The organism is Bradyrhizobium sp. CCBAU 45321 (genome assembly GCF_028128975.1).
GTDB lineage: Bacteria > Pseudomonadota > Alphaproteobacteria > Rhizobiales > Xanthobacteraceae > Bradyrhizobium > Bradyrhizobium yuanmingense.
Genome location: NZ_LFKZ01000129.1, coordinates 40,977 through 61,282, shown reverse-complemented (window position 1 = coordinate 61,282; position 20,306 = coordinate 40,977). Strand labels below are relative to the sequence as shown.

The 20,306-nt window shown below is 63.5% G+C and carries 19 protein-coding genes; 6 read left to right on the top strand and 13 right to left on the bottom strand.

Annotation, left to right across the window (positions count from 1 at the left end; genetic code table 11):
* Nucleotides 1-55: 55 nt before the first annotated feature.
* Both ACM43_RS30165 and ACM43_RS30160 read right to left on the bottom strand, forming a co-directional pair.
* Nucleotides 56-652, bottom strand: coding sequence for a thiamine pyrophosphate-dependent enzyme (locus ACM43_RS30165; RefSeq protein ID WP_271545152.1), 597 nt, complete (start codon nucleotides 650-652; stop codon nucleotides 56-58).
* An 8-nt stretch (nucleotides 653-660) separates the two neighbouring features.
* The gene (locus ACM43_RS30160; RefSeq protein WP_271545151.1) at nucleotides 661-1,212 is read right to left on the bottom strand and encodes a thiamine pyrophosphate-binding protein; all 552 of its coding nucleotides are present in this window, start codon (nucleotides 1,210-1,212) and stop codon (nucleotides 661-663) included.
* Nucleotides 1,213-1,453: 241 nt separating this feature from the next.
* Between ACM43_RS30160 and ACM43_RS30155 the strand changes: the two genes are divergently transcribed.
* Together ACM43_RS30155 and ACM43_RS30150 are read left to right on the top strand one after the other, a co-directional pair.
* On the top strand, nucleotides 1,454-2,503 hold the full coding sequence (locus ACM43_RS30155; protein WP_271545150.1) for a hydroxyacid dehydrogenase: 1,050 nt from the start codon (nucleotides 1,454-1,456) through the stop codon (nucleotides 2,501-2,503).
* Nucleotides 2,504-2,619: 116 nt separating this feature from the next.
* Nucleotides 2,620-3,060, top strand: coding sequence for a flagellar basal body rod protein FlgC (locus ACM43_RS30150; protein WP_271545149.1), 441 nt, complete (start codon nucleotides 2,620-2,622; stop codon nucleotides 3,058-3,060).
* 37 nt (nucleotides 3,061-3,097) lie between these two features.
* Here the strand turns inward: ACM43_RS30150 and ACM43_RS30145 are convergent, their stop codons facing one another.
* The gene (locus ACM43_RS30145) at nucleotides 3,098-3,871 is read right to left on the bottom strand and encodes an ornithine cyclodeaminase family protein (RefSeq protein ID WP_271545148.1); all 774 of its coding nucleotides are present in this window, start codon (nucleotides 3,869-3,871) and stop codon (nucleotides 3,098-3,100) included.
* 325 nt (nucleotides 3,872-4,196) lie between these two features.
* Between ACM43_RS30145 and ACM43_RS30140 the strand changes: the two genes are divergently transcribed.
* On the top strand, nucleotides 4,197-4,409 hold the full coding sequence (locus ACM43_RS30140; protein WP_198399673.1) for a hypothetical protein: 213 nt from the start codon (nucleotides 4,197-4,199) through the stop codon (nucleotides 4,407-4,409).
* A gap of 3 nt (nucleotides 4,410-4,412) precedes the next feature.
* On the opposite strand, the gene ACM43_RS30135 is transcribed toward ACM43_RS30140, so the two are convergent.
* The 6 genes from ACM43_RS30135 to ACM43_RS30110 form a co-directional block, all read right to left on the bottom strand.
* Complete coding sequence (locus ACM43_RS30135; protein WP_271545147.1) at nucleotides 4,413-4,988, bottom strand: GNAT family N-acetyltransferase; 576 nt, start codon at nucleotides 4,986-4,988, stop codon at nucleotides 4,413-4,415.
* 6 nt (nucleotides 4,989-4,994) lie between these two features.
* The gene (locus ACM43_RS30130; RefSeq protein ID WP_271545146.1) at nucleotides 4,995-7,352 is read right to left on the bottom strand and encodes an Orn/Lys/Arg decarboxylase N-terminal domain-containing protein; all 2,358 of its coding nucleotides are present in this window, start codon (nucleotides 7,350-7,352) and stop codon (nucleotides 4,995-4,997) included.
* Nucleotides 7,353-7,448: 96 nt separating this feature from the next.
* A complete protein-coding gene (locus ACM43_RS30125) occupies nucleotides 7,449-9,653 on the bottom strand; it encodes a xanthine dehydrogenase family protein molybdopterin-binding subunit (RefSeq protein ID WP_271545145.1) in 2,205 nt (734 codons plus the stop codon).
* Between the two features lie 7 nt (nucleotides 9,654-9,660).
* A complete protein-coding gene (locus ACM43_RS30120; RefSeq protein WP_271545144.1) occupies nucleotides 9,661-10,677 on the bottom strand; it encodes an FAD binding domain-containing protein in 1,017 nt (338 codons plus the stop codon).
* Nucleotides 10,674-11,159, bottom strand: a complete 486-nt coding sequence (locus ACM43_RS30115; RefSeq protein ID WP_157282531.1) for a (2Fe-2S)-binding protein — start codon at nucleotides 11,157-11,159, stop codon at nucleotides 10,674-10,676. Before ACM43_RS30115 ends, ACM43_RS30120 begins: the two co-directional genes overlap by 4 nt.
* A gap of 140 nt (nucleotides 11,160-11,299) precedes the next feature.
* On the bottom strand, nucleotides 11,300-11,779 hold the full coding sequence (locus tag ACM43_RS30110; RefSeq protein WP_198399674.1) for an Lrp/AsnC family transcriptional regulator: 480 nt from the start codon (nucleotides 11,777-11,779) through the stop codon (nucleotides 11,300-11,302).
* Nucleotides 11,780-11,922: 143 nt separating this feature from the next.
* Between ACM43_RS30110 and ald the strand changes: the two genes are divergently transcribed.
* The 3 genes from ald to ACM43_RS30095 all read left to right on the top strand — a co-directional run bounded on the left by ald (nucleotide 11,923) and on the right by ACM43_RS30095 (nucleotide 14,695).
* On the top strand, nucleotides 11,923-13,038 hold the full coding sequence (gene ald / locus ACM43_RS30105) for an alanine dehydrogenase (RefSeq protein WP_157282532.1): 1,116 nt from the start codon (nucleotides 11,923-11,925) through the stop codon (nucleotides 13,036-13,038).
* 268 nt (nucleotides 13,039-13,306) lie between these two features.
* Nucleotides 13,307-13,525, top strand: coding sequence for a hypothetical protein (locus tag ACM43_RS30100; protein WP_157282533.1), 219 nt, complete (start codon nucleotides 13,307-13,309; stop codon nucleotides 13,523-13,525).
* A 111-nt stretch (nucleotides 13,526-13,636) separates the two neighbouring features.
* Nucleotides 13,637-14,695 carry a YeiH family protein gene (locus ACM43_RS30095; RefSeq protein WP_271545143.1) on the top strand — a complete coding sequence of 353 codons (1,059 nt, stop codon included), beginning with the start codon at nucleotides 13,637-13,639 and terminating at the stop codon, nucleotides 14,693-14,695.
* Nucleotides 14,696-14,752: 57 nt separating this feature from the next.
* On the opposite strand, the gene ACM43_RS30090 is transcribed toward ACM43_RS30095, so the two are convergent.
* The 4 genes from ACM43_RS30090 to ACM43_RS30075 all read right to left on the bottom strand — a co-directional run bounded on the left by ACM43_RS30090 (nucleotide 14,753) and on the right by ACM43_RS30075 (nucleotide 20,168).
* Entirely contained in the window at nucleotides 14,753-16,741 is a 1,989-nt protein-coding gene (locus ACM43_RS30090) for a phospholipase D-like domain-containing protein (protein WP_271545142.1), read from the bottom strand.
* A gap of 234 nt (nucleotides 16,742-16,975) precedes the next feature.
* Entirely contained in the window at nucleotides 16,976-17,848 is an 873-nt protein-coding gene (locus ACM43_RS30085; protein WP_271545141.1) for an ABC transporter ATP-binding protein, read from the bottom strand.
* Complete coding sequence (locus ACM43_RS30080; RefSeq protein WP_036005583.1) at nucleotides 17,845-18,756, bottom strand: ABC transporter permease; 912 nt, start codon at nucleotides 18,754-18,756, stop codon at nucleotides 17,845-17,847. Before ACM43_RS30080 ends, ACM43_RS30085 begins: the two co-directional genes overlap by 4 nt.
* Complete coding sequence (locus tag ACM43_RS30075) at nucleotides 18,753-20,168, bottom strand: ABC transporter substrate-binding protein (protein WP_271545140.1); 1,416 nt, start codon at nucleotides 20,166-20,168, stop codon at nucleotides 18,753-18,755. The genes ACM43_RS30080 and ACM43_RS30075 overlap by 4 nt, the downstream gene beginning before the upstream one ends.
* Nucleotides 20,169-20,306 lie beyond the last annotated feature (138 nt).

Below are 20,306 nucleotides of genomic sequence, written 5' to 3'. Positions count from 1 at the left end.
TGGTCGGGTTGTCGCGAGGCTCGCATCAGATCGCCGTGTAGTTAATGACAAAATGTTAAAGGGGATCGCGCACGCCGAGGCCATGCATGAAGCGTTCCCGGATCTGCACGGGGTCGCGCCGGGTGGTGCCCACGCCGGGCTTGTCGTCGATCCTGACCGCGATCAGGCTCGGTTCGGAAGCAGCCATGGCGTCGTCGACCAGCCGCTCGAAATCCTCCTCGTCGGCGGCCCACGCACTGCTCGCGAGACCAGAGCCGATGGCGATGGCGACGATGTCGGCGACACCAGCTGCCGGCGTCGGCTGCGCGCCGGTGATTTGGTAGATGCCGTTGTCCATCACGATCATCGTGAGGTTCTTCGGCTTCAAGGCTGCAATCGTCGAGAGCGCACCGAGCTGCATCAGGAGCGAGCCGTCGCCTTCGAGCGCGAAGACGCGGCGGTCGGGCTGCGCCAGCGCCACGCCGAGCGCGATCGGGAAGGCGAGTCCCATGCTGCCCAGCATGTAGAAGTTCTGCGGGCGGTGGCCGGCGGCCCACAGATCGAAATTGGTGTTGCCGATGCCGCCGATCACGGCTTCCTCGTGCTTCAGCTTCGTGATCAGCCGCGAGGTGACGTCGAAGCGGTTCATCACCTTGGTATTGCCAGTGTTCATCGCCGGCCTCACTTGTCGAAGACCTTGCCGCCCGTCAGCAGCGGGTTGAGGATCAACGCCACCGGCGCCTGCGTGGTAACGGCCTGCTTGATCGAGCGGTCGGTGATGAATTCGAGCTCGTCGAGCCGGGTGATGGTGTGATGCTCCAGCGCCAGCGAATCCAGCACCGGTCGCATGGTGCGGCAGACCAGGGACTGGCCGTAGTTGAATTCGCCGAGCGTGCCGCGCTCGGACACGAACATGATCAGCGGAATCTGGTAGGGCACTGCGAGCGAGGCCAGCACGTTTGCGAGCGTCGCAAAGCCGGAGGTCTGCATCAGCACCGCGCCGCGCCGGCCGCCCATCCAGGCGCCGGCGACGATGCCGAGGGCCTCTTCCTCACGGGCGGTCGCGAAAGTGGTGAAGAAGGGATCGGCGTGCAGGTTCTTGATCAGCGGCGTCAGCACGCGGTCCGGCACGTAAGGGATCAGGCTGATCTCGTTCCGCTTCAAGGTTTGCAGGACGATGCCGTGCCAGCTTCCGTCGCGGCTCCCCTGCGTCTGCTGTTCCGCAATTGCCATTGCGCTCTCCCTCGGGCCGCGCATGCTTCTTGGTTCTGGCCGTCGCGGCGGTCTGCCGAACTTGACGCGGGCAGCGGGATTGTCAACATGTCGGTGCCGGCACCATGATCTGCGCCAGCAGGCCTGCCGTGGCCGGCACCGCCATGGCATAAGCGGCGACAACCAGAACACGGGAGGGGCATCGGAGGGGGCGCGTCGCGCTGACCTTGCGGCTCTCCCGCGAACGAGCCGGAAGGTCCTGATGTCCGTCAACAACAAGCGCGTCGTCTACTCCAATTATTTGGCCAATCCGATCTATATCGACATCCTGAAGGCGCGGCCCGACGTGCGGGTCGATCGCATCGAAAACCGAAGCCCCGAGGATGTCTATCGCCCGCTCCTCGGCGCGGCCCACGTCTACCAGGTCGGCGCCGCCCGCGACGAGCTCGCCCCGCATTTCCATGTCGATGCCGCCTTCCTGAAGCGGACGCCGAATTTGCTGCTGGTCTCCAGCAACGGTGCCGGCTTCGATCCCGTCGACGTCGAGGCCTGCACGGAGGCAGGCGTCGTAGTCGTCAACCAGTCCGGCGGCAACGCCCATTCGGTCGCCGAGCACGCGCTGGCGATGATGCTGACGCTGTCCAAGCGCATCATCCAGTCGGATCGCCGGCTGCGCCGCGAGCGCGACGTGAACCGCAACGATCTCGTTGGCAACGAGGTCGAGGGCAAGACCGTCGGCATCATCGGCCTCGGCAATGTCGGCCGGCGCATCGCCGCCTTGTGCAAGGGCCTGCTCGGCATGACAGTGCTTGCCTACGATCCGTATTTGTCGGCCGAGGTGATGGCCGAGCGGGGCGGGGAGAAGGTCGAGCTGGACGAGCTGTTGCGCCGCGCCGATTTCGTCTCGATCTCATGCCCGCTCAACAAGGGCAGCCGCAACTTGATCAGCACACGCGAATTCGCGCTGATGCAGCCGCATGCCTATTTTATCACCACCGCACGCGGCTTCATCCACGACGAGGACGCGCTGCTGCAGGCGCTGCGCGACAAGCGCATCGCCGGTGCCGGCCTCGACGTCTGGTCCAAGGAGCCGCCGCCGCCGGAGCATCCGCTGCTCCAGTTCGACAACGTGCTGGCGAGCCCGCACACGGCAGGCGTCACCATCGAGGCGCGTCAGAACATGGGCCGGATCGCCGCCGAGCAGGTGCTGGATGTGCTCGACGGCAAGCGCCCGCCGCGCATCATCAATCCCGAAGCCTGGCCGCGCTATGCCGAGCGCTTCAAGCAGGCTTTTGGCGTGACGCCGGGGTAAGACGCGCGAAGCCCAGTTGCGCGCCGATCCTTGGTTATCAGGATGAAAACAGAGAGCGGTGGATTTTACTGATGGCGTGAATGAACGCGTATGACCTCTCCTGTAGATCAGGGAGCATGAGCATACTTTCGATTGCGACATCCGGACTTTCTGCAGCGAGTTTGCGCGTGAACGTGGCCGCGAGCAATATCGCCAACATCAGAACGACCGGCCCACTACCCGCGTCAGGCGGGTCGAGCGCATCGGCCGGTGCGGGCATTGCTCCAACGTTTCCTGCAGCTTACGTGCCCTTGCGAGTCGATCAGGTCTCCCAGTCGAGCGGTTCGACACCAGGCGGTACGGTCGCGACCGTATCGACGGTATCGCCGAGCTATACCGCGCGTTTCGACCCAAGCGCTCCCTTCGCAAACCAGGACGGCCTGGTCGCAGCGCCGAATGTCGATCTTGCTAGCGAATTCGCTCAGCTGGTGACCGCAAGGTACAGCTTCGTTGCCAATGCGAAGGTCATTCAGGCCTACGCCGAAACGCAAGACACGCTCCTCGACATCAAGGCGTGAGGGCTGACGGTCGGCCGTGTCTCGCCAGCCTGGGCCACTACCCCAGCTTTGCGCCGAGCTGCTGGAACACGGCCTCGCAGGTCATGAGGTCGAGATGGCCGCCGCCCGCGTTCTTGAAGAACGTGATGTCGGACGGTGACGTTCGCCCCTGCACAAGGCCGCCGACGAGGTCGTAGAGGTCGCCGAGGACGTCCGCCTCGCTGATCGCGCCGCTCGCGATCGGCTGCAGGATGTCGCCGACGCCGTGGAAGGCGGATTCCCGCCGGTCCACGAAGACGCGGGAGCGCTTGGCCGCCTCGTCATCAGCCTCCCGGGTTTGCGGTGTGTAGCCGCCGACGAGGTCCAGATGCGTGCCCGGCCGCAGATTGCGGCCCTTGATCAGCGGCTGATGCGCGCGGGTGCAGGTGGTAATGACGTCGGCCTCGCGCGTCGCGGCGTCGAGATCCGTGATTGCTTCCGCCTTGATGCCGGCCTTCGCCAAGCGCTGAGCGAGATCCACGCCCCGGTCCGGACTGCGATTCCAAATCAGCACGCGCTCCAGTGACGGCCGCACGGCTCGATGACCCCGGATCAGCCATTCAGACATCTCGCCGGCCCCGACGCAGAGCAGTGTCTCGGGATTGGGCGGGGCGAGCAGCTTCGTGGCCAACGCGGAGTCGGCTGCGGTGCGCCAATGCGTGATCTCGGTCCCGTCCATCGTCGCCAGCGGCCGCCCATTGGTGCCGTCGAACAGCACGCACACGGCCTGCACCGCCGGTATCCTGCCTTCGGCCAGATTGGCCGGAAAGCTGGTGAACATCTTGCTGGCCATGTATCGGCCGGGATCGACGGCGCTGCGGATTGCCCCCTCTCGTCTCCAAGGAAGGCGTCCAGCACCTCCATCTTCGGCCGGCGATGCGCTTCCTCGAGGGCCGTAATCAGGATCGGAAAGGTCAGAGCTTTCGTGACTTCGGTATCGGAGACAAAGTGCAAGGCAAGTTCCTTATTGGCGACCGGCATTTGCCCATAAACCCGCGCGGCAGGTTCCGCAACGAATCTTCCGCCGGGACTGGACAAGCCTTGATCCGCGTCAAAATCTCCTTTCCCCGTCCGGCCTAAATGGGACTAGAGTGCCGGCGGGCAGGCAGGGAGGTCCCATGTCAACTTATGTCGTCAGGTTCATGAAGGACGTGCTCGGCGAATACGGCCGGCAACGCGAGGTCTGCCAGGGCACGCTCGAGATCGACGCCGCCGACGAGGACGAGGCCAGGGAACGGGCGAAAGCGAGGTTCTGCAAGGACCAGGCGTTGCATCACTGGTCACTGCATGCCGACCGCATCCACGTCAGACCGGCCGACTACCCATCCTAGGGCTTAACGCCCGGGTGCCGTGACGGGCGGGGGCGTCGTCGTCCCCGCGCCGAGCGAGCGTTGCACCATGACGGTGTCGGACCAGCGGCCGTGGCGGAAGGCAACGCCGCTGAGCAGGCCGGCGCGCGCGAAGCCGAACCGCTCGTGCAGCTTCAGCGAGGGCGCGTTATCGGCATCGATATAGCCGATCATCTGGCGAAAGCCGGCCGCCGCGCAGGCATCGATCAATTCCTGCAGCAACAGCCGTCCGACCCCGCGGCCGAGATGGGCGTGATGGACGTAGATCGAGTGCTTGGCGGTGTATCGATAGGCGGGCCTTTTGCGGAACAGCACGGCATAGGCATAGCCGACGACCTCGCCGCGCCAAGTCGCCACCAGATGCGGCAGGCGGGTCTGCTTCAGGTTCTTGCGCCGGTCGCGCAGATCGTCCGGGTCCGGCGCACCGGTTCCTTCGACATCGCGCGGCACGCCGTTGCGGACGTGATGGCGGTAGATCGACAGCATCGCCTCGACGTCGCTTTCGCGTGATGGCCGAACCAGGACGGGTTCATCGCTCGCGCGCGCAGCTGCTTCGTTCATCGGCACCTACTCGGTCACGACATAAGTGTAGAGCCCGATGCGCCCATTCGCATCGACCTCCTTGTAGACGCCCTGGATCTCGACGTCGAAGCCCGGAAATGTGTTGAAGCAGGTCTCGAACATCTTGAGATAATCAATCATGGGCTTGGCTCGTTCCGTCAGCCGCTCGCCGGGCACGATGGTGGCGATGCCGGGCGGGTAGACCACGAATGGCGTGGTCGCGATGCGGCCGGCGATCGCCTCGATCGGGAGGTAGTCGACGTCGTTCTTGAACAGATAGCGCGCGGCATCGCGCGGCGACATCGCGATCTCGGGCATGTGCTCGGGCATGAACTGCCTGGCCTGGAGCGCGCTGACGTCGGCGGTGCGGAAGAAACGGTGCATCTCGCCGCAGAGGTCGCGCAGCCGCGCACCGGCGTAGCGCGCCTGCCGCTTTTGATAGAATTCGGGGATGACATCGGCCAGCAGCGCATTGTCGTCGTGCAGCCTCTTGAATGCGACGAGGCCGGAGATCAGCGTGCCCGCCTTGCTCGCCTCGACGCCGGGCGTGAGCAGGAAGAGCAGGGAGTTGAGGTCGTTCTTCTCGGGGACGATGCGGTTCTCGCGCAGATATTGCGCGACGACCGGCGCGGGAATGCCGTGCTCGGCATAGGCGCCGGTCGCACGATCGAACCCGGGCGTGAGCAGCGTTAGCTTGTTCGGATCGGTCATGGCAAAGCCTTCCGCGAGATCGGGAAAGCCGTGCCAGTTGGTATCCGGGGAGAGCTGCCACAGCGCGGGATTGGTGGCGAGTTCGTCGGTGGAAAGGGTCTCCCAGGCGACATTGTGCGCCGCGCCGGGGCGGCTGACGTCGGCAATGGCGATGCGATCGGGAACGAACGGCTCGAAGAACCAGCGGCGGTCCGAATTTTGCTCCTTCTCCTCGAACTCCCGGCGCATCGCGCGGATCTTCTTGCGCAGCTCGATGCCGAGCCGGATCGTGTCGTCCCACAGCACTTCGCCGGAGCGGCCCTTCATCATCTGTGCGCCGACGTCGAGCGAGGCGAACAGCGGATAGAACGGCGAGGTCGAGGCGTGCTGCATGAAGCTCTCGTTGAAGCGGCGGTGCTCGACGCGGCGCTTCTGGCCGCGGATATGTCGGTCCTTGATGTGGATCTGCGAGGCCTGCGAGAAGCTTGCCAGCTGCTTGTGGGTCGACTGCGTCGCGATGATGCCGGGGGCGTCGGGCGGAAGATTTGCCAGCCCCATGGCGAAGCGGCCGGCATAAAGGGGGTGGAATTTCATGAAGCCGGCCCAAGCTTCGTCGAACAGGATGTAGTCGCAGAGATGGCCAACGCGCTTCAGGATCATCTCGGCGCTGTGAATCGTGCCGTCATAAGTGCATTGTTCGACGACGGCGACGCGGAATGGCCGTTCCTTGCGCCAGGCGTCCCTGTCCGTGACAAGCGGATGATTGCGGATCCCCTCGCGCAGGGCCTTCTCGTCGAGCCTGTCCCAGCGCATCGGGCCGATCAGCCCCCAGGCGTTGCGAACGGTCGGCACATAGACCGGGATGCCGCCATTGATCATCAGCGCGCCGTGATGGGCGGCCTTGTGGTTGTTGCGGTCGAACAGCACGAGATCGCCGTCGGTGACGAGGGCGCCCAGCGCGACCTTGTTCGAGGTCGAGGTGCCGTTGAGCACGAAATAGGTCTTTTCCGCACCGAAGATTTGCGCGGCCTCCTTCTGCGCCCTCAGCGCGGGGCCCTCATGGGTGAGGAGGTCGCCGAGGTCGAGCACGGAATTGTCGAGGTCGTCGCGGAACACGGATTCGCCGAGATGCTCGACGAACACGCGCCCGATCGGGCTGCGATTGTAGAACACGCCGCCATTGTGGCCCGGGCAGGTCCAGAGCTGGTTGCCTTCCTCGGCATAGTCGACCAGCGCGCCGAAGAATGGCGTTTTCAGCGTCTCCGCATATTGCTTCAGACGGCTGATCAGGTTCTTGGCGATGAAGGTTGGCGTCTCCTCGGACAGGAAGACATAGCCGTCGATGAAATCGAGCACCTCGACCGGCAAATCCTCGAACCGCTTGCGGCGGATCAGGAGAATGATCGGGAAGTCGAGGCCACGGCGGCGCATCAGGTTGATCAGCGCCGAGGTCTTGCCCTCCAGCCCTTTCTTGCCCCAGTCCACCACCATGCAGCCGATCGCGGCGTCGGTCTGCACCGCCATCTCGGCATCCTCCAGCTTGCGGGCCCGGACCACCTCGAAGCCGGAGCGCTGGATCTCCTCGATGATCTGGTTGAAGCGGACGCCCTCGAGGTCGTCGGCGTCGAACACAGGTGCGGCGAACAGGAAGTTGAAGCGCTTGAAATAATCCATGGCGGGTCCCGAATGTGCAGGAAGATACAGCTCTCTGCACATTCGATGACATCTGGATGACATGCCCGAGTGCTGTGGCAAGGTTGGCCTGCCGCTTCACTCCAGTAGCTTATCCAGCGTGATCGGGAAGCGCCGGATGCGCTTGCCGGTGGCGTGATAGACGGCGTTCGCAATTGCGGCCGGGACGCCGACGATGCCGATTTCGCCGAGACCCTTGATGCCCAACAGGTTGATGCGGTCGTCGGGCTCGTCGACGAAAATCACGTTGATGTCGTGGACGTCGGCGTTCACGGGAATGTGGTATTCGGCGATGTTCGCGTTCATGATGCGGCCGAAGCGGTGATCCATCACCGTCTCCTCGTGCAGCGCCATCCCGATCCCCCAGACCACGCCGCCCATGATCTGGCTGCGGCCGGTCTTGGTGTTCAGGATGCGCCCGGCTGCGACCGCGCTCACGACCCGCGTGACGCGAATGACGCCGAGCTCTTCATCCACCTTGACCTCGGCAAAGACCGCAGAATGCGTGTTGCGCGCGTGGGACTTATCCTCGGCGAACTCGTTCAGCTTCTCCTTCTCGATCCGTTCAAGCTTGCTGTGGCGCATGACATCCGCAATCGAGACGGCGCGATTGCGGTCGGCGGCCTTGGCAACCGTGCCGTCGAGGAGAACGATGTCCGGCGCATCGACGGCGGCGAGTGGCGAGGCAGGCATCGCCTTGGCATATCGCGCGAGCTCGCGGCGAATCTCCTCGGCTGCTCCAAGCACGGCGTGCGCGCTCGAGGCGGCCATCCATGAGCCACCTTCCACAGGTGCCTGCGGCAGGCTCGAATCCGCAAGCTTGACGCTGACGTTCTCGATCGGCAGCCCGAGGGCATCGGCCGCGACCTGCGCCACGATGGTGTACGTGCCGGTGCCGATATCGGACGCGGCGCAGGAGACCTCGGCATGGCCGTTGGCCGTCAGCACGATGCGGACGGCGACCGGCATCTGCAGCGCTTCCCACACCCCAGTCGCCATGCCCCAGCCGACCAGTTCCTTGCCGTCGCGCATCGAGCGAGGTGCGGGATTGCGGCGGCTCCAGCCGAAAGCTTCCGCTCCGCGCGCATAACATACGCGCAACTGCTTGCTGGTGTAGGGCAGGTCTCCGGTCTGGTCGCGATCCGAGTAGCACTTCAGGCGCAGTTCGACCGGGTCGAGCTTGAGCGCGACGGCCAGTTCGTCCATGGCGCATTCGAGCGCGCAGACGCCCGTTGCGGCTCCGGGGGCGCGCATGTCGCAGGGCGTCGAAACATCGAGTTCGATCAATTTGTGTGAAAAGTTGCTGTTGGGGGTCTTGTAAAGCTGCTCGGCCCAGCCCGTATCGTTGCGCGAAAAATCCTCATAAACTGAGGTCACGGCAACGGCTTCGTGGGTGATCGCATCGAGCGTGCCGTCCGGCTTTGCACCGAGCGCAACGCGCTCGATGGTCATGGGACGATAGCCGAGGCCGTACATCTGCTGCCGCGTCAGCACGACGCGGACGGAGCGCTTCAGTGCGAGCGCGGCAAGGGTTGCCAGCACCACCTGGTGCTGCGGTCGCAGGCCCGAGCCGAAGGCGCCACCGACATAGGGCGAGATCACGCGGATGTCGTCCGGTTTCTTGCCGAAAACACTGCAGAGAAACTTCTGGACGTTCTGGACGCCCTGCGTCTTGTCGTAGACCGTGAGCCCGCCACTGCCGTTCCAGACGGCCGTCGTCGCGAAGAGCTCCATCGGGTTGTGGTGCTCGGTCGGGATGACGTAATCCGCCTCGTGGCGCACGGCCGCGCGCGCCAGGGCTGCTGCGGCATCACCACGCGGCTTGTGCGGTTGATCCACTTTTTCGGCCTTGCCGCGTTCGGATTCGAGATCGGTCGCAAACGCCTCCTGCTCATATTCGACGCGAACGCGGGTTGCGGCGAACTTGGCGGTCTCCCAATCCTCCGCGACGACCAGTGCGATCGGCTGGCCGTTGAACTTGATCCTCTCGTCATAGAGCGGACGGAACGGCGAGCCCTTCTCCGGCGCCACCTCATCCTTCCAGGCTTCGTCCTTGTCGGCGAGGGGCGGTCGATGTTCATGCGTGAGCACGTCGACCACGCCCTTCACCTTCAGCGCCTCGCTGGTGTCGAGACGAACGATGCGCCCACGCGTGATGCTGGCCTCGACGACGAAGCCGTGAAGAAGACCGTCTGCTGCGAACTCGCCAGCATATTTGGCGGCCCCGGTGACCTTGGCCCGGCCGTCGACGCGCGACGTTGGTGTTCCGACATAGGCGTTCATCGGGCCCTCATGCGATTTTCTTGTGAGCTTGTGATTGCGGTGTGGCGCTTGCGGCCTGGATCAGCGCCCGCACGACGGCTCGGCGCGCCAAGTCGATCTTGAACCCGTTGTGGGAGCGTGCCGTCGCTCCCTGCAGCAGCAGGTCGGCGGCGCGCCCGAAATGATCCGGTGTTGCCGCCTGACCGCGCAATGCGGCTTCGGCCTCGAGGCTTCGCCAGGGCTTGTGGGCCACGCCACCAAGCGCAAGGCGCGCTTCGCCGATCGCGTTGCCCTCCAGGTCGAGCGTGGCCGCGACGGAGACCAGAGCAAAGGCGTAGGACAGCCGGTCGCGGATCTTCAGATAGCTGTAGTTCCGGGCAAAGCCGTGCGGCGGCAGCTCGATGGCGATAATGATCTCGCCGCTGCCGAGATTGGTATCGAGGTGAGGCTTGTCCTCGGGAAGCCGATGGAAATCCGTCAGCGCGATGGTGCGCTGACCAGAGGGGCGTGCGATATGCACGAGCGCGCCGAGCGCGGCCAGCGCCACGCTCATGTCGGACGGATTGGTCGCAATGCAGGATGTGCTGGTGCCGAGGATGGCATGGTTGCGGTTGAGGCCATCGAGGGCCGAGCAGCCCGCGCCGGGGCTTCGCTTGTTGCAGGGTGTCGTGGTGTCATAGAAATAGGGGCAACGTGTTCGTTGCATCAGATTACCGCCGACCGAGGCCATATTGCGCAATTGCGCGGAGGCGCCGGCCAGGATGGCGCTGGCAAGCAGGGGATAGCGCTGCTCGATCAACGGATGGTAGGCGAGGTCTGAGTTCGGCACCAAGGCGCCGATGCGCAGACCGCCGTCCGCTGTCTCCTCGACGTCGTGGAGCGGCAGGCGAGAGATGTCGATCAGCCGGGAGGGGCGTTCGACGTTCTCCTTCATCAGATCGATGAGGTTGGTGCCGCCGGCGATCAACTTCGCACCGGGATCGGCGGCGAGCAGGCGGATGGCGTCGGCAACATCGCTTGCGCGGGAATATTGGAAGTTGTTCATGACCGGCTCATTGCCTGCTCGATCGCAGCCACGATGTTGGGGTAGGCACCGCAGCGACAGAGGTTTCCGCTCATCAGCTCCCGGATCTCATCCGCATCGCGCGCACGGCCTTCGGCCAACAGGCCCGCGGCAGAGCAAATCTGTCCCGGCGTGCAATAACCGCACTGAAAGGCATCGTGGTCGATGAAGGCCTGTTGCAGGGGATGCAGCGCGCCGTCCCTGGCCAAGCCTTCGATAGTCGTGATCTCGGCGCCATCCCTCATGACGGCCAGGGTCAGACAGGAATTGACCCGTCTTCCGTCTATCAGCACGGTACAGGCACCGCATTGGCCGTGATCGCAGCCTTTCTTGGTGCCGGTCAGCTCCAGACGGTCGCGCAGCGCATCCAGTAGCGTGGTCCATGGCACGACCTCGAGCGCGCGCCTTTCGCCATTGACGACGAGGTTGATCGGAATGCGTTCGGGGATCGTAAGGTCGGCCATGGTGTATTTCCCTGCGGAAAGGCCGAGCCGGGCAAATTGTGCAAATAACGCGAGACTGCGTTGCCGCCGCTGGCCGATAGCGCCCAACGGATGACGGGTTGCTTGGTTCCCGACCGGTTCTCCCGATTGAATTTACGAGATCAGCGCTTCGTCTCGCTGAACACCACAGTCGGTACCGCGCGGTTGACGATCTCGCGCAGCGCGAAGCTCGATTGCACCCGCGCGACGCGCGGCAGGCGGGACAGCTCGGTGCGGTGGATGCGCTCGAAATCCTGGATGTCGCGGGCGAGCACGATCAGGATGTAGTCGTCCGTCCCCGACATCAGGAAGCAGCGCACGACGGAGGGACATTTCGTCACCTCTGCCTCGAACGCCTTCAGTGCCTCGTCGCTCTGGCTCTCCAGCGCGATGCGAACCAGCACCGTGGTGGTGAGGCCGAACTGGCCGAGGTCGAGCGCGGCCTGGTAGGCCTGGATGTAGCCGTCATCCTCCAGCGCCTTCTGCCGCCGCGCCAGCGCCGTGCTCGACAAGCCGATCTTGTTGGCAAGCTCGGTGTGGCTGGCTCGCGCATTGGTCGTGAGTTCCGCGAGGATGGCGAGGTCTTTCCGGTCGAGGGCCAAGGTTTCGTTTCCAGCGTCAAAGGACGATTTCGCGCCGGAAACCGGCGCGGGCGCCGCCAAGGTAGCGGATATTTGCACGAAACCAAACCGACCCTCTCGCTACGATCAACAATGGAATCAAAGCATTGGCGAGGGAGATCAAGATGCGCGTCGGAGTGCCCAAGGAGATCAAGCTGCAGGAATATCGCGTCGGGCTCACCCCAGGTGCGGTCCGCGAATACGTTGCCGCCGGGCACCAGGTGACGGTCGAGAGCGGCGCCGGCAGCGGCATCGGTGCGTCCGACGAGGTGTACCGGCGGGCAGGGGCGTCCATCGCCGAGACCGCTCGCGAGATCTTTGCAAAGTCCGACATGATCGTGAAGGTGAAGGAGCCGCAGAAGAGCGAATGGGCTCAGCTTCGCGAAGGCCAGATCCTCTTTACTTACCTTCATCTTGCACCGGATCCCGAGCAGGCCAAGGGCCTTCTTGCTTCGGGCTGCACCGCAATCGCCTATGAAACTGTCACGGACGCGAGCGGTCACCTCCCGCTGCTCGCCCCGATGAGCGAAGTCGCCGGCCGCCTTGCCGTCGAGGCCGCCGGCGCCGCGCTCAAGCGTTCCAGCGGCGGCCGCGGCCTGCTGCTCGGCGGCGTGCCCGGCGTGCAGCCGGCACGCGTCGTCGTGCTCGGCGGCGGCGTGGTCGGAACGCAGGCGGCGCGCATGGCCGCCGGCTTAGGTGCCGAAGTCACCGTGATCGACCGCTCGATCCCGCGCCTGCGCGAACTGGACGATCTGTTTGTTGGACGCGTGCGCACCCGTTTCTCCACCATCGAGGCGGTCGAGGACGAGGTGTTCGCCGCCGACGTCGTGATCGGTGCCGTGCTGGTGCCCGGCGCCAGCGCGCCGAAGCTCGTCACGCGCGCGATGCTGAAATCGATGCGGCCGGGAGCCGTGCTGGTCGACGTCGCGATCGACCAGGGCGGCTGCTTTGAGACCTCGCACCCGACCACCCACGCGGAGCCGACCTACGAGGTCGATGGCGTCGTTCACTATTGCGTCGCCAACATGCCGGGAGCGGTGCCGGTGACCTCGAGCCAGGCCCTGAACAACGCGACGCTGCCGTTCGGCCTGATGCTGGCGAACAAGGGCTTTGCGGCGGTCTTGGAGAATCCGCATCTGCGCAATGGGCTCAACGTGCATCGCGGCCGGGTGACGAACAAGGCGGTGGCGGAGAGTCTGGGGCTGGAGTTTGCGCCGGTAGGGAGCGGACTGGCGGCGTAGCGAGATGGGCCATCGTCGGTGCGGCGCCATCAACCGACTGGAAGATGGCGCTGCCGCCGTGCTCCCGAGCCCCCGGGGAATCCCGACGCGGTGAAGGCGTTGTGACCGGAGCGGCGGTGTCCAAATAGGCGGAAAGAAGAAAACTATTGCCGCGGTCCTGTCAGGAGGAAGGAGTTTCCCCTTCCGAGGGCAAAAACGCCAATCGCTTCCATTGCTGTTTGGAGCCGAAACGACGACATTTCCGCCAGAAACTGGTGGATCGGCAGCCATGGAACGCACTGGATTTGAGCCCTTCGGCGAGCAACTGGCGTCCGCAACGGACACCCAGCCGAAGTCGCGTGCCTCCAAGCTCCTGCTGCGCGCCGGCACCACCCTGTTCTGGTCGCTGGTCGCGGGCATCGTGCTGGCCCGCGCGGCCTTCTTCGAGCCGGGCATCTATGACGGCTTCAGCCGCGTCGCCTCGCTGGCCAAGAACCTCATCTTCTGAGGCCGTTTATTCCGGGCTGAGGACAGAACTTCTCTCGGTCCTGATATGTCGAAAACATATTCCCCAATTGAATTGCGCTGCGTATAAATCTTTCTCCTCCGGGAGAGATTTGTGTCGCAGAATCAAGCATCCAGCCCGGCCGATTCCAAGCCGGCCACCGCCGCGGGCCGTATTGCGGCGCTGATTCCGGGCATCCTCCTCTGCGTTCTCGTGGCCGGTGTGTCGGCCCTGCTCGAGCGGGCCGAACTGGGCATGTTCGAGCACCCCTATGTCGAGGCGCTGGTCATGGCGATCCTGCTCGGCATGGCGGTGCGCAGCTTCTGGAAGCCGGCCCCACGGTGGCAGGCCGGCATCGCCTTCAGCGCCAAGCAACTGCTGGAAGTCGCGGTGATGCTGCTCGGGGCCTCCATCAGCTTTGCCGCGATCGCGGCTTCCGGCATTGCGCTGCTCGCCTCCATCGCCGCGGTCGTCGTGGTCGCGCTCTGCGTCTCCTTCGGCCTCAGCCGGCTACTCGGCCTGTCGACGCGGCTGTCGATCCTGATCGCCTGCGGCAACTCGATCTGCGGCAATTCCGCGATCGCTGCGGTGGCGCCCATCATCGGCGCCAGCAACGACGAGATTGCATCCTCGATCTCCTTTACGGCGATCCTTGGCGTGATGATGGTGCTGGGCCTGCCGCTGCTGATCCCGCTGCTGCAATTGTCCGCAACGCAGTACGGCATTCTCGCCGGGCTCACCGTCTACGCGGTGCCGCAGGTGCTCGCCGCGACGGTGCCGGCAGGTCTCGTCTCAACCCAGATCGGCACGCTGGTGAAGCTGATGCGTGTCCTGATGCTCGGCCCGGTCGTCGTCGGCCTGTCGCTGGTCGCTTCGCGCTGGCAGAGCGATGCCAAGAAAACCAGCGTCGGCTTCTTCCGCCTGGTCCCCTGGTTCATCCTCGGCTTCCTTGCGCTTGCGACCCTGCGCTCGCTGGAGATCGTGCCGGCGACAGTGGTTGGCCCCGTGACGACGATCACGGGCTTTCTGACGGTGGTCTCGATGGCCGCCCTCGGCCTTGGCGTCGACGTGCGCGTGCTCGCCAATGTCGGCGGCCGGGTGACGGCGGCCGTGACGCTGTCGCTGATCCTGCTGCTGGGGATCAGCATCGCGCTGGTGCACTGGTTCAAGTGATAACGGTTGTTGCCGCGAGGGCGAAGCCGCGACGCCTCTGAGAGCCGTCCACAGGTCCTAGCGCGCAAAATACCTCATCAGTTGTCCCTTCTTGTGCTCGACGTATCCGTCCTGCCAGTCGGCGTCCGTTTCCAGGAAGCCCGACCAGCCCTTCTTACCCTTACGTTTGCGCTCGCTCTCGATGGCCCGGAAGCGGTAGTGGTCGTAAACATCGAGGATATGGACTGCATAAGCCTCAGCCAGAGCGCGGTTGCCGCTGACGATCAGCATGTTCTCGTCGTTTGAATAGGAGGCCTTGTAGCCCAGATTGTGGCTGCCGAGGATGACATGACAGTCATCCCGACGGGGATCAATGACGGCCAGCTTGTCATGGATGATTGCTCCAATGGCTCCCTTGGCCGTCAACTGTTCGGCCCCGAAGTCGCCGAGCAGATTGTGGTCGTCAATGCGTGAGGCGCGAACTATCGATATGTTCTTGTCATCAAATGTCGCCGGCGATTCGCCTTCTTCCACGACTTCACCATCCTCGTCCTTCTTCTTGCCGACATAGTTCGGCATCGCCATCGGGCTCGAAACGGCACCACAGATCAGCAGCGAACGATCGTGTAACCCGATGTTGATGACTTCACCGATGATGCAGTCTTTGCCTTTCTGCCCGGGGTAGAAAGCAAGGAATAGAATCGCCTCCTTGGCGCTCCGCATTAACTTGTAGGCATCGGTTAGGTCGGGTGGTGTAGGGGCCGGTTTCGTCTTGGACGTCGGTTTCTTGCGTTGTGGCATATTGGGAGAGAACCAAGCGCGGAGTGTCGTGCCGTTCCCTGCGTCGATCTCTTCGGGTGTAGCATTGTCCTCCCGGAACTTGTCGCCCTGTTGGTTGTCTTTCATCGCCTTTCCGAACGGCCTTGGAAGCTTCAGTTGATCCTTCTTCATACGCTTCCAGTAGTTTAGGTATGACCCGGCGATGGCGTCGTCCTCGATCAGCAGCGCGTTATTCGTCTGTCCGGCGATGCCGGTGGAGGTCCAGTTGGTACTGCCGGTCAGCACGGAACGGTTTCCGCCTCCCGGCGGGACGTGGACGACGAACTTGTTGTGGCCGATGTGAATGGAATTGTTGAACATCCGGTGCTGTACATCGACACCTTCATCAATGAGACGCTTCCGCGCCGGCCTGTTGCGCTCATCCCATTTCTTGTCCTTTCCCGCCGACGTGTTCGATAGGATGACGTGTATACGAGACTTGTTGGCGACGAGAATGTCTTCGAGTTCACGATCTTCCAGTTCATACAGCCCGAGATAGAACCTTCCCTCGCGGTCGAAGAGTTCGCGGATCAGCGGGATGACGTCGCCCGCGAGATATTTGCGATGCGGATCATTGGGGTTTTCCAGCTTGTCTATTAGCTCGTTTGGCTTGATGACGCCGTCATCGAGCAGCACGTTGCGCAACCACTGCGCAGCCAGGATGCCGTTGGTGAAGGTCGAGCGGAATGGACCACGCCTGCTGGTGACATGGATATCATTCGATTCTACCGCGTCCGCGAGATAGCCGAGCGGACGCTTCGGTCCTTCATATGCTTTGACGCGGATCTTGACGGGCTTGCCGTCGGGACCTTTCACCGGGCGGCCCTTCTTGTCCCGCTTGACGATGTCGGCAAAGTCGATCCCGTTCGGCGGAACGGGTTGGAGGCCGGGGCGCAGGTCACCGACAGGCCGAATCTCGTAACGCACCCGAACCTCGTCAGGCCTGCGTGTCGCACCGTCGCGCTTCTTGCGGAGGGTAAGGTCCCTCCAGGCGAGCTTCTGTACCGGCCAGACGCCGGTGTCCTGCGGGATCCAATGGGGATTGCGTTGCCCCTTGAAAGAAACCCAAGCCGCGCATTTGACCCGATCTTCCTTGCCATCGGCGCGTCGCTTCACAACACCGTTTTCGTCCACATAAACACGAGTGACTTCGAAGCCGAGACAATCCTTAATCTTGCCGTCGATGTTCCACGCAACGTAAGCGACCTCGTTGTTCGCGTAGCCGCGAACGGAAATGATTTTGCCCATGGCGCAATTCCCTCAACCCGCAAGATACGAAAAGCGTATCTATGGACAAGAATAACCAAAGGTTGTGTGACTTGGGGAGGTTTCCTGTCCTCGTGCGGCAAATTGCCACTTGGTCCTTGCGAAGAGGGCGCCGGCCCGTGAAACGAAGCGGTCGGCGAGTTCAAGTCCGCGTCACATTCCGCCCGAGGCGGTCGCTTCCTCCGGGCAGCGTGGGGGGAAGCAGGAGCGAACCTGCTAAATCACGTCCGCGAGCGAGTGGCCGTGCAGCTCGATGTTCAGCCCCTGCATGCCCAAGTCGTTGATCTCGCCGCCCATCGCCTTCAGGCTCTCTTCGCGGATCAGCGACATCAGCCCGCGGCGGAGCGCCAAGAATTCCGACGACATCATCATCGATTGCTGCCGCGGCCGCTCCAGCGGGATCGGGATCTCCGCCTTGATCGAGCCCGGCCGCGCGGTCATGCAATAGACGCGGTCGGACAGGAAGATGGCTTCGTCAATGTCGTGGGTGACGAACAGCACCGAGATCTTCAGCCGCTGCCACATATTGGTGAGGATCTGCTGCATGATGACGCGCGTCTGCGCGTCGAGCGCGCCGAAGGGCTCGTCCAGCAACAGCACTTTCGGTCCCGTCGCGAGCGCGCGGACGATGCCGACACGCTGCTTCATGCCGCCGGAGAGCTTTTCCGGATAATGCTTTTCGAACGCTTCGAGTCCCGCAAGCCCCAACAGCGTGCGCGCGGCGCGTTCGCGCTGCGAGCGCGGCATGCCGCGCATCTTCAGGCCGAACTCGACGTTCTCGCGCACGGTCTTCCACGGAAAAAGAGAATATTGCTGAAACACCATGCCGCGTTCGGCGCTCGGACCGTTTACCCGCTCGCCGTCGACGGTAACTACACCGGTCGTCGGCCTGAGGAAGCCTGCGACCGCATTGAGCAGCGTCGACTTTCCGCAGCCGGACGGGCCGACGATCGACACGAACTCGCCGGGCCGCACATGTATCTGCGTGTCGGTGACGGCCTGCACCGCGCCCTCGATGGTCTCGTAGGCGAGGGAGAAGTTCCTGACTTCGATGTGGCCTTTTGGGCTGTTCGCTAGCACCTCGCTCATGTCGATCTCCACGGCATCACCAATTGCCCCGCGCCCCGGATCAGCAGGCTCGACCCGAGGCCGAGCACCCCGATTGCGATCATGCCGAGCGCGATGTCGGCATATTGGACCAGCGAATAAGCTTCCCAGGTGAAGTAACCGATGCCGTACTGACCGGAGATCATCTCGGCCGCGATCAGCGACACCCAGGCGACGCCCATGCCGACGGTGAGGCCGGTGAAGATGTGCGGCAGCGAGGCTGGGAAATAGACCTCCCGGAAGATCGAGCGTTCGCGCGCGCCGAGACATTGCGCGGCGCGTACCAGCACGGGGTCGACCAGCGACATGCCGTGCAGGGTGTTGACGAGAATCGGGAAGAACGAACCGAGGAAGGTGATATAGACGATGCTCTGCTCGTTGGTCGGCCACAGCATGATCGCCATCGGCACCCAGGCGATTGCCGGGATCGGCCGCAGCACTTCGGCGACCGGGAAAATCACCTCATGCACCAGCTTGAAGCGCCCCATGATCAGGCCGAGCGGCACGCCGACGATCGCCGCGAGCGAGAATCCGATGAAGATGCGCCGGCAGCTGAGCAGGATGTGCATCAGGAATTTAGGATCGTGAATCGCCTTTATGAAGCTGTCATAGACCGCGAGCGGCGAGGGCACGTTGGTGAAGCGCACGAAGAACACGACCCGATAGGTCGTGAGCAGATGCCAGACCAGCAGAAAGGCGAGCAGCGAAATCACGCCGATTGCCGCCGCGCGCAGACCTGCCCGATTGAGCCGGTACCAACGCAACCCCAGTGTGGCGAAGGAAGGCGGCGTCGAAGGCCGGATGATGGCGGCGGGCGCGGAGCCCGCCTCAGCAAGTGCTGTTGCCGGCATGCTGTCCTCAGGCTGTCTGACGAGGGCGGGGCTGCTCACGTCTTGCCTCCGCCGACGGCGGCCTTCATCGCTTCATCGAAGCCGAGCACCTTGCCGCTGATCTTGGCGGCGTAGGCTTCGGCATCCTTCTTCAGCAGGAACGGGGCGACCTCGCTATTGCCGACCGCGAAGAAGGCCTGATCGGCGAACAGCTTGATGCCCCGAGTGGTATCGAAGACATAGGCGACGTTGATCTTCTGGCCCTTGGCCTTGTAGTCGGCATAGGCGCTGAGCGTGCAGCTGGCGGACGAGAAGGGCATGATGCCGGCACCGTCGACCCAGACTTCGCCCGCCTTGCGCGGATCGGTGATGGGCTTCTTGCAGAAGCTGTCCTCGCCCGAGATCTCATAGTTGTTGGTGCTCGCGAGCTGGGCGTCGTAGTCGAGCTTCATTTCAGCATAGGCCTTGCGGATGTATTTGTCGTCGACCCATTTCTTCGGATCGAACTCCTTCATGCGGCCGAGATTCTGCAGCACCTTGACGTCGGTCGTGGCCGCATCGATCAGCGCCGGCTTGATCGTCGGATCGGTCGTCATATTGCCGCTGGGCCCTAAGAAGATGTAGACGACCTCCTTGTTGATGCCGGTCCATTCCTGGATCTTCTCGGCGGCCAGCTTGGGATCCGCGCGTAGCCACTGATTGGCGGCGATTAGCGCCTTGAAATAGGCGACGACGACCTCGGGATATTTTTCGGCGAAGTCGGTGCGGACCACGATGCCATGGAAGGTCGGCAGGTTCGTTTCGACGCCGTCGAAGATCTTTCGCGCGAAGCCGCGGAACGGCAACAGCTCGGCGAAGGGGACGAAATCGGCGTGCCCGTCGATCTTCTTCTCCTGCAGATTGGTCGAGCCGACCTCCGGGCTCTGGCTGACGAGCTGGAAGAAATCGGACGAATAGCCGCGATCCTGCATCGCTTTCAGCACCATGCCATGCGCGGCGGAGCCGAAAGGCACGCTGACGAGCTTACCCTTGAGATCGGCGAGGTCGAAATAGGGTGAGTCCTTGTGGACGACGAGGCCGTTGCCCGAGCCGGACAGGCTGTAGGCGGCGATGCCGACGAGGCGGCTCTTGCTCTCCGGATTGCTCTCGAAGGTGAATCCGTTCACGATGAGCGGATAGTCGCCCATCATGCCGATCTGCAGCTTGTTCGCCATCATCGCGTTGGTGACGGGCGGACCGGAGGTGAAGTTCTGCCATTCGAGCTCGAACTTGATGTTGGCGTATTTGCCGTCCTTCGGCAGGTACTTCTCGAGCAGTTGCAATTGGCGGATGACGACGCCTGCGGTGACCGTGTTGGTCGTGGTATCCTGCGTTCCGATCCCGAGCTTGACGGTTTCCGCAGAAGCCGGCTGCGAGACGAGCAGCGCCAGAGACGACATCGCGATCGAGAGCGTGGGAAGATGGCGGACCATTCTCATCCTCATTCGGTTGGATGTGCTGTGGGTGCCATGATTGGGGGAGGGCGCAGGCAGGGCAAATCCGGAGTGGCCGCCGCAGTCGATTAGTTGCCGGGAAAAGCTGATTGCATACTCCTTGGGCAGTCCTGCATT

Excerpts from the sequence above, each read along its gene's own strand:
- ACM43_RS30165 (WP_271545152.1), bottom strand. The coding sequence starts at position 652 with ATGAACACTGGCAATACCAAGGTGATGAACCGCTTCGACGTCACCTCG.
- ACM43_RS30160 (WP_271545151.1), bottom strand. The coding sequence starts at position 1,212 with ATGGCAATTGCGGAACAGCAGACGCAGGGGAGCCGCGACGGAAGCTGG.
- ACM43_RS30155 (WP_271545150.1), top strand. The coding sequence starts at position 1,454 with ATGTCCGTCAACAACAAGCGCGTCGTCTACTCCAATTATTTGGCCAAT.
- ACM43_RS30150 (WP_271545149.1), top strand. The coding sequence starts at position 2,620 with ATGAGCATACTTTCGATTGCGACATCCGGACTTTCTGCAGCGAGTTTG.
- ACM43_RS30145 (WP_271545148.1), bottom strand. The coding sequence starts at position 3,871 with ATGGCCAGCAAGATGTTCACCAGCTTTCCGGCCAATCTGGCCGAAGGC.
- ACM43_RS30140 (WP_198399673.1), top strand. The coding sequence starts at position 4,197 with ATGTCAACTTATGTCGTCAGGTTCATGAAGGACGTGCTCGGCGAATAC.
- ACM43_RS30135 (WP_271545147.1), bottom strand. The coding sequence starts at position 4,988 with ATGAACGAAGCAGCTGCGCGCGCGAGCGATGAACCCGTCCTGGTTCGG.
- ACM43_RS30130 (WP_271545146.1), bottom strand. The coding sequence starts at position 7,352 with ATGGATTATTTCAAGCGCTTCAACTTCCTGTTCGCCGCACCTGTGTTC.
- ACM43_RS30125 (WP_271545145.1), bottom strand. The coding sequence starts at position 9,653 with ATGAACGCCTATGTCGGAACACCAACGTCGCGCGTCGACGGCCGGGCC.
- ACM43_RS30120 (WP_271545144.1), bottom strand. The coding sequence starts at position 10,677 with ATGAACAACTTCCAATATTCCCGCGCAAGCGATGTTGCCGACGCCATC.
- ACM43_RS30115 (WP_157282531.1), bottom strand. The coding sequence starts at position 11,159 with ATGGCCGACCTTACGATCCCCGAACGCATTCCGATCAACCTCGTCGTC.
- ald (WP_157282532.1), top strand. The coding sequence starts at position 11,923 with ATGCGCGTCGGAGTGCCCAAGGAGATCAAGCTGCAGGAATATCGCGTC.
- ACM43_RS30100 (WP_157282533.1), top strand. The coding sequence starts at position 13,307 with ATGGAACGCACTGGATTTGAGCCCTTCGGCGAGCAACTGGCGTCCGCA.
- ACM43_RS30090 (WP_271545142.1), bottom strand. The coding sequence starts at position 16,741 with ATGGGCAAAATCATTTCCGTTCGCGGCTACGCGAACAACGAGGTCGCT.
- ACM43_RS30085 (WP_271545141.1), bottom strand. The coding sequence starts at position 17,848 with ATGAGCGAGGTGCTAGCGAACAGCCCAAAAGGCCACATCGAAGTCAGG.
- ACM43_RS30075 (WP_271545140.1), bottom strand. The coding sequence starts at position 20,168 with ATGGTCCGCCATCTTCCCACGCTCTCGATCGCGATGTCGTCTCTGGCG.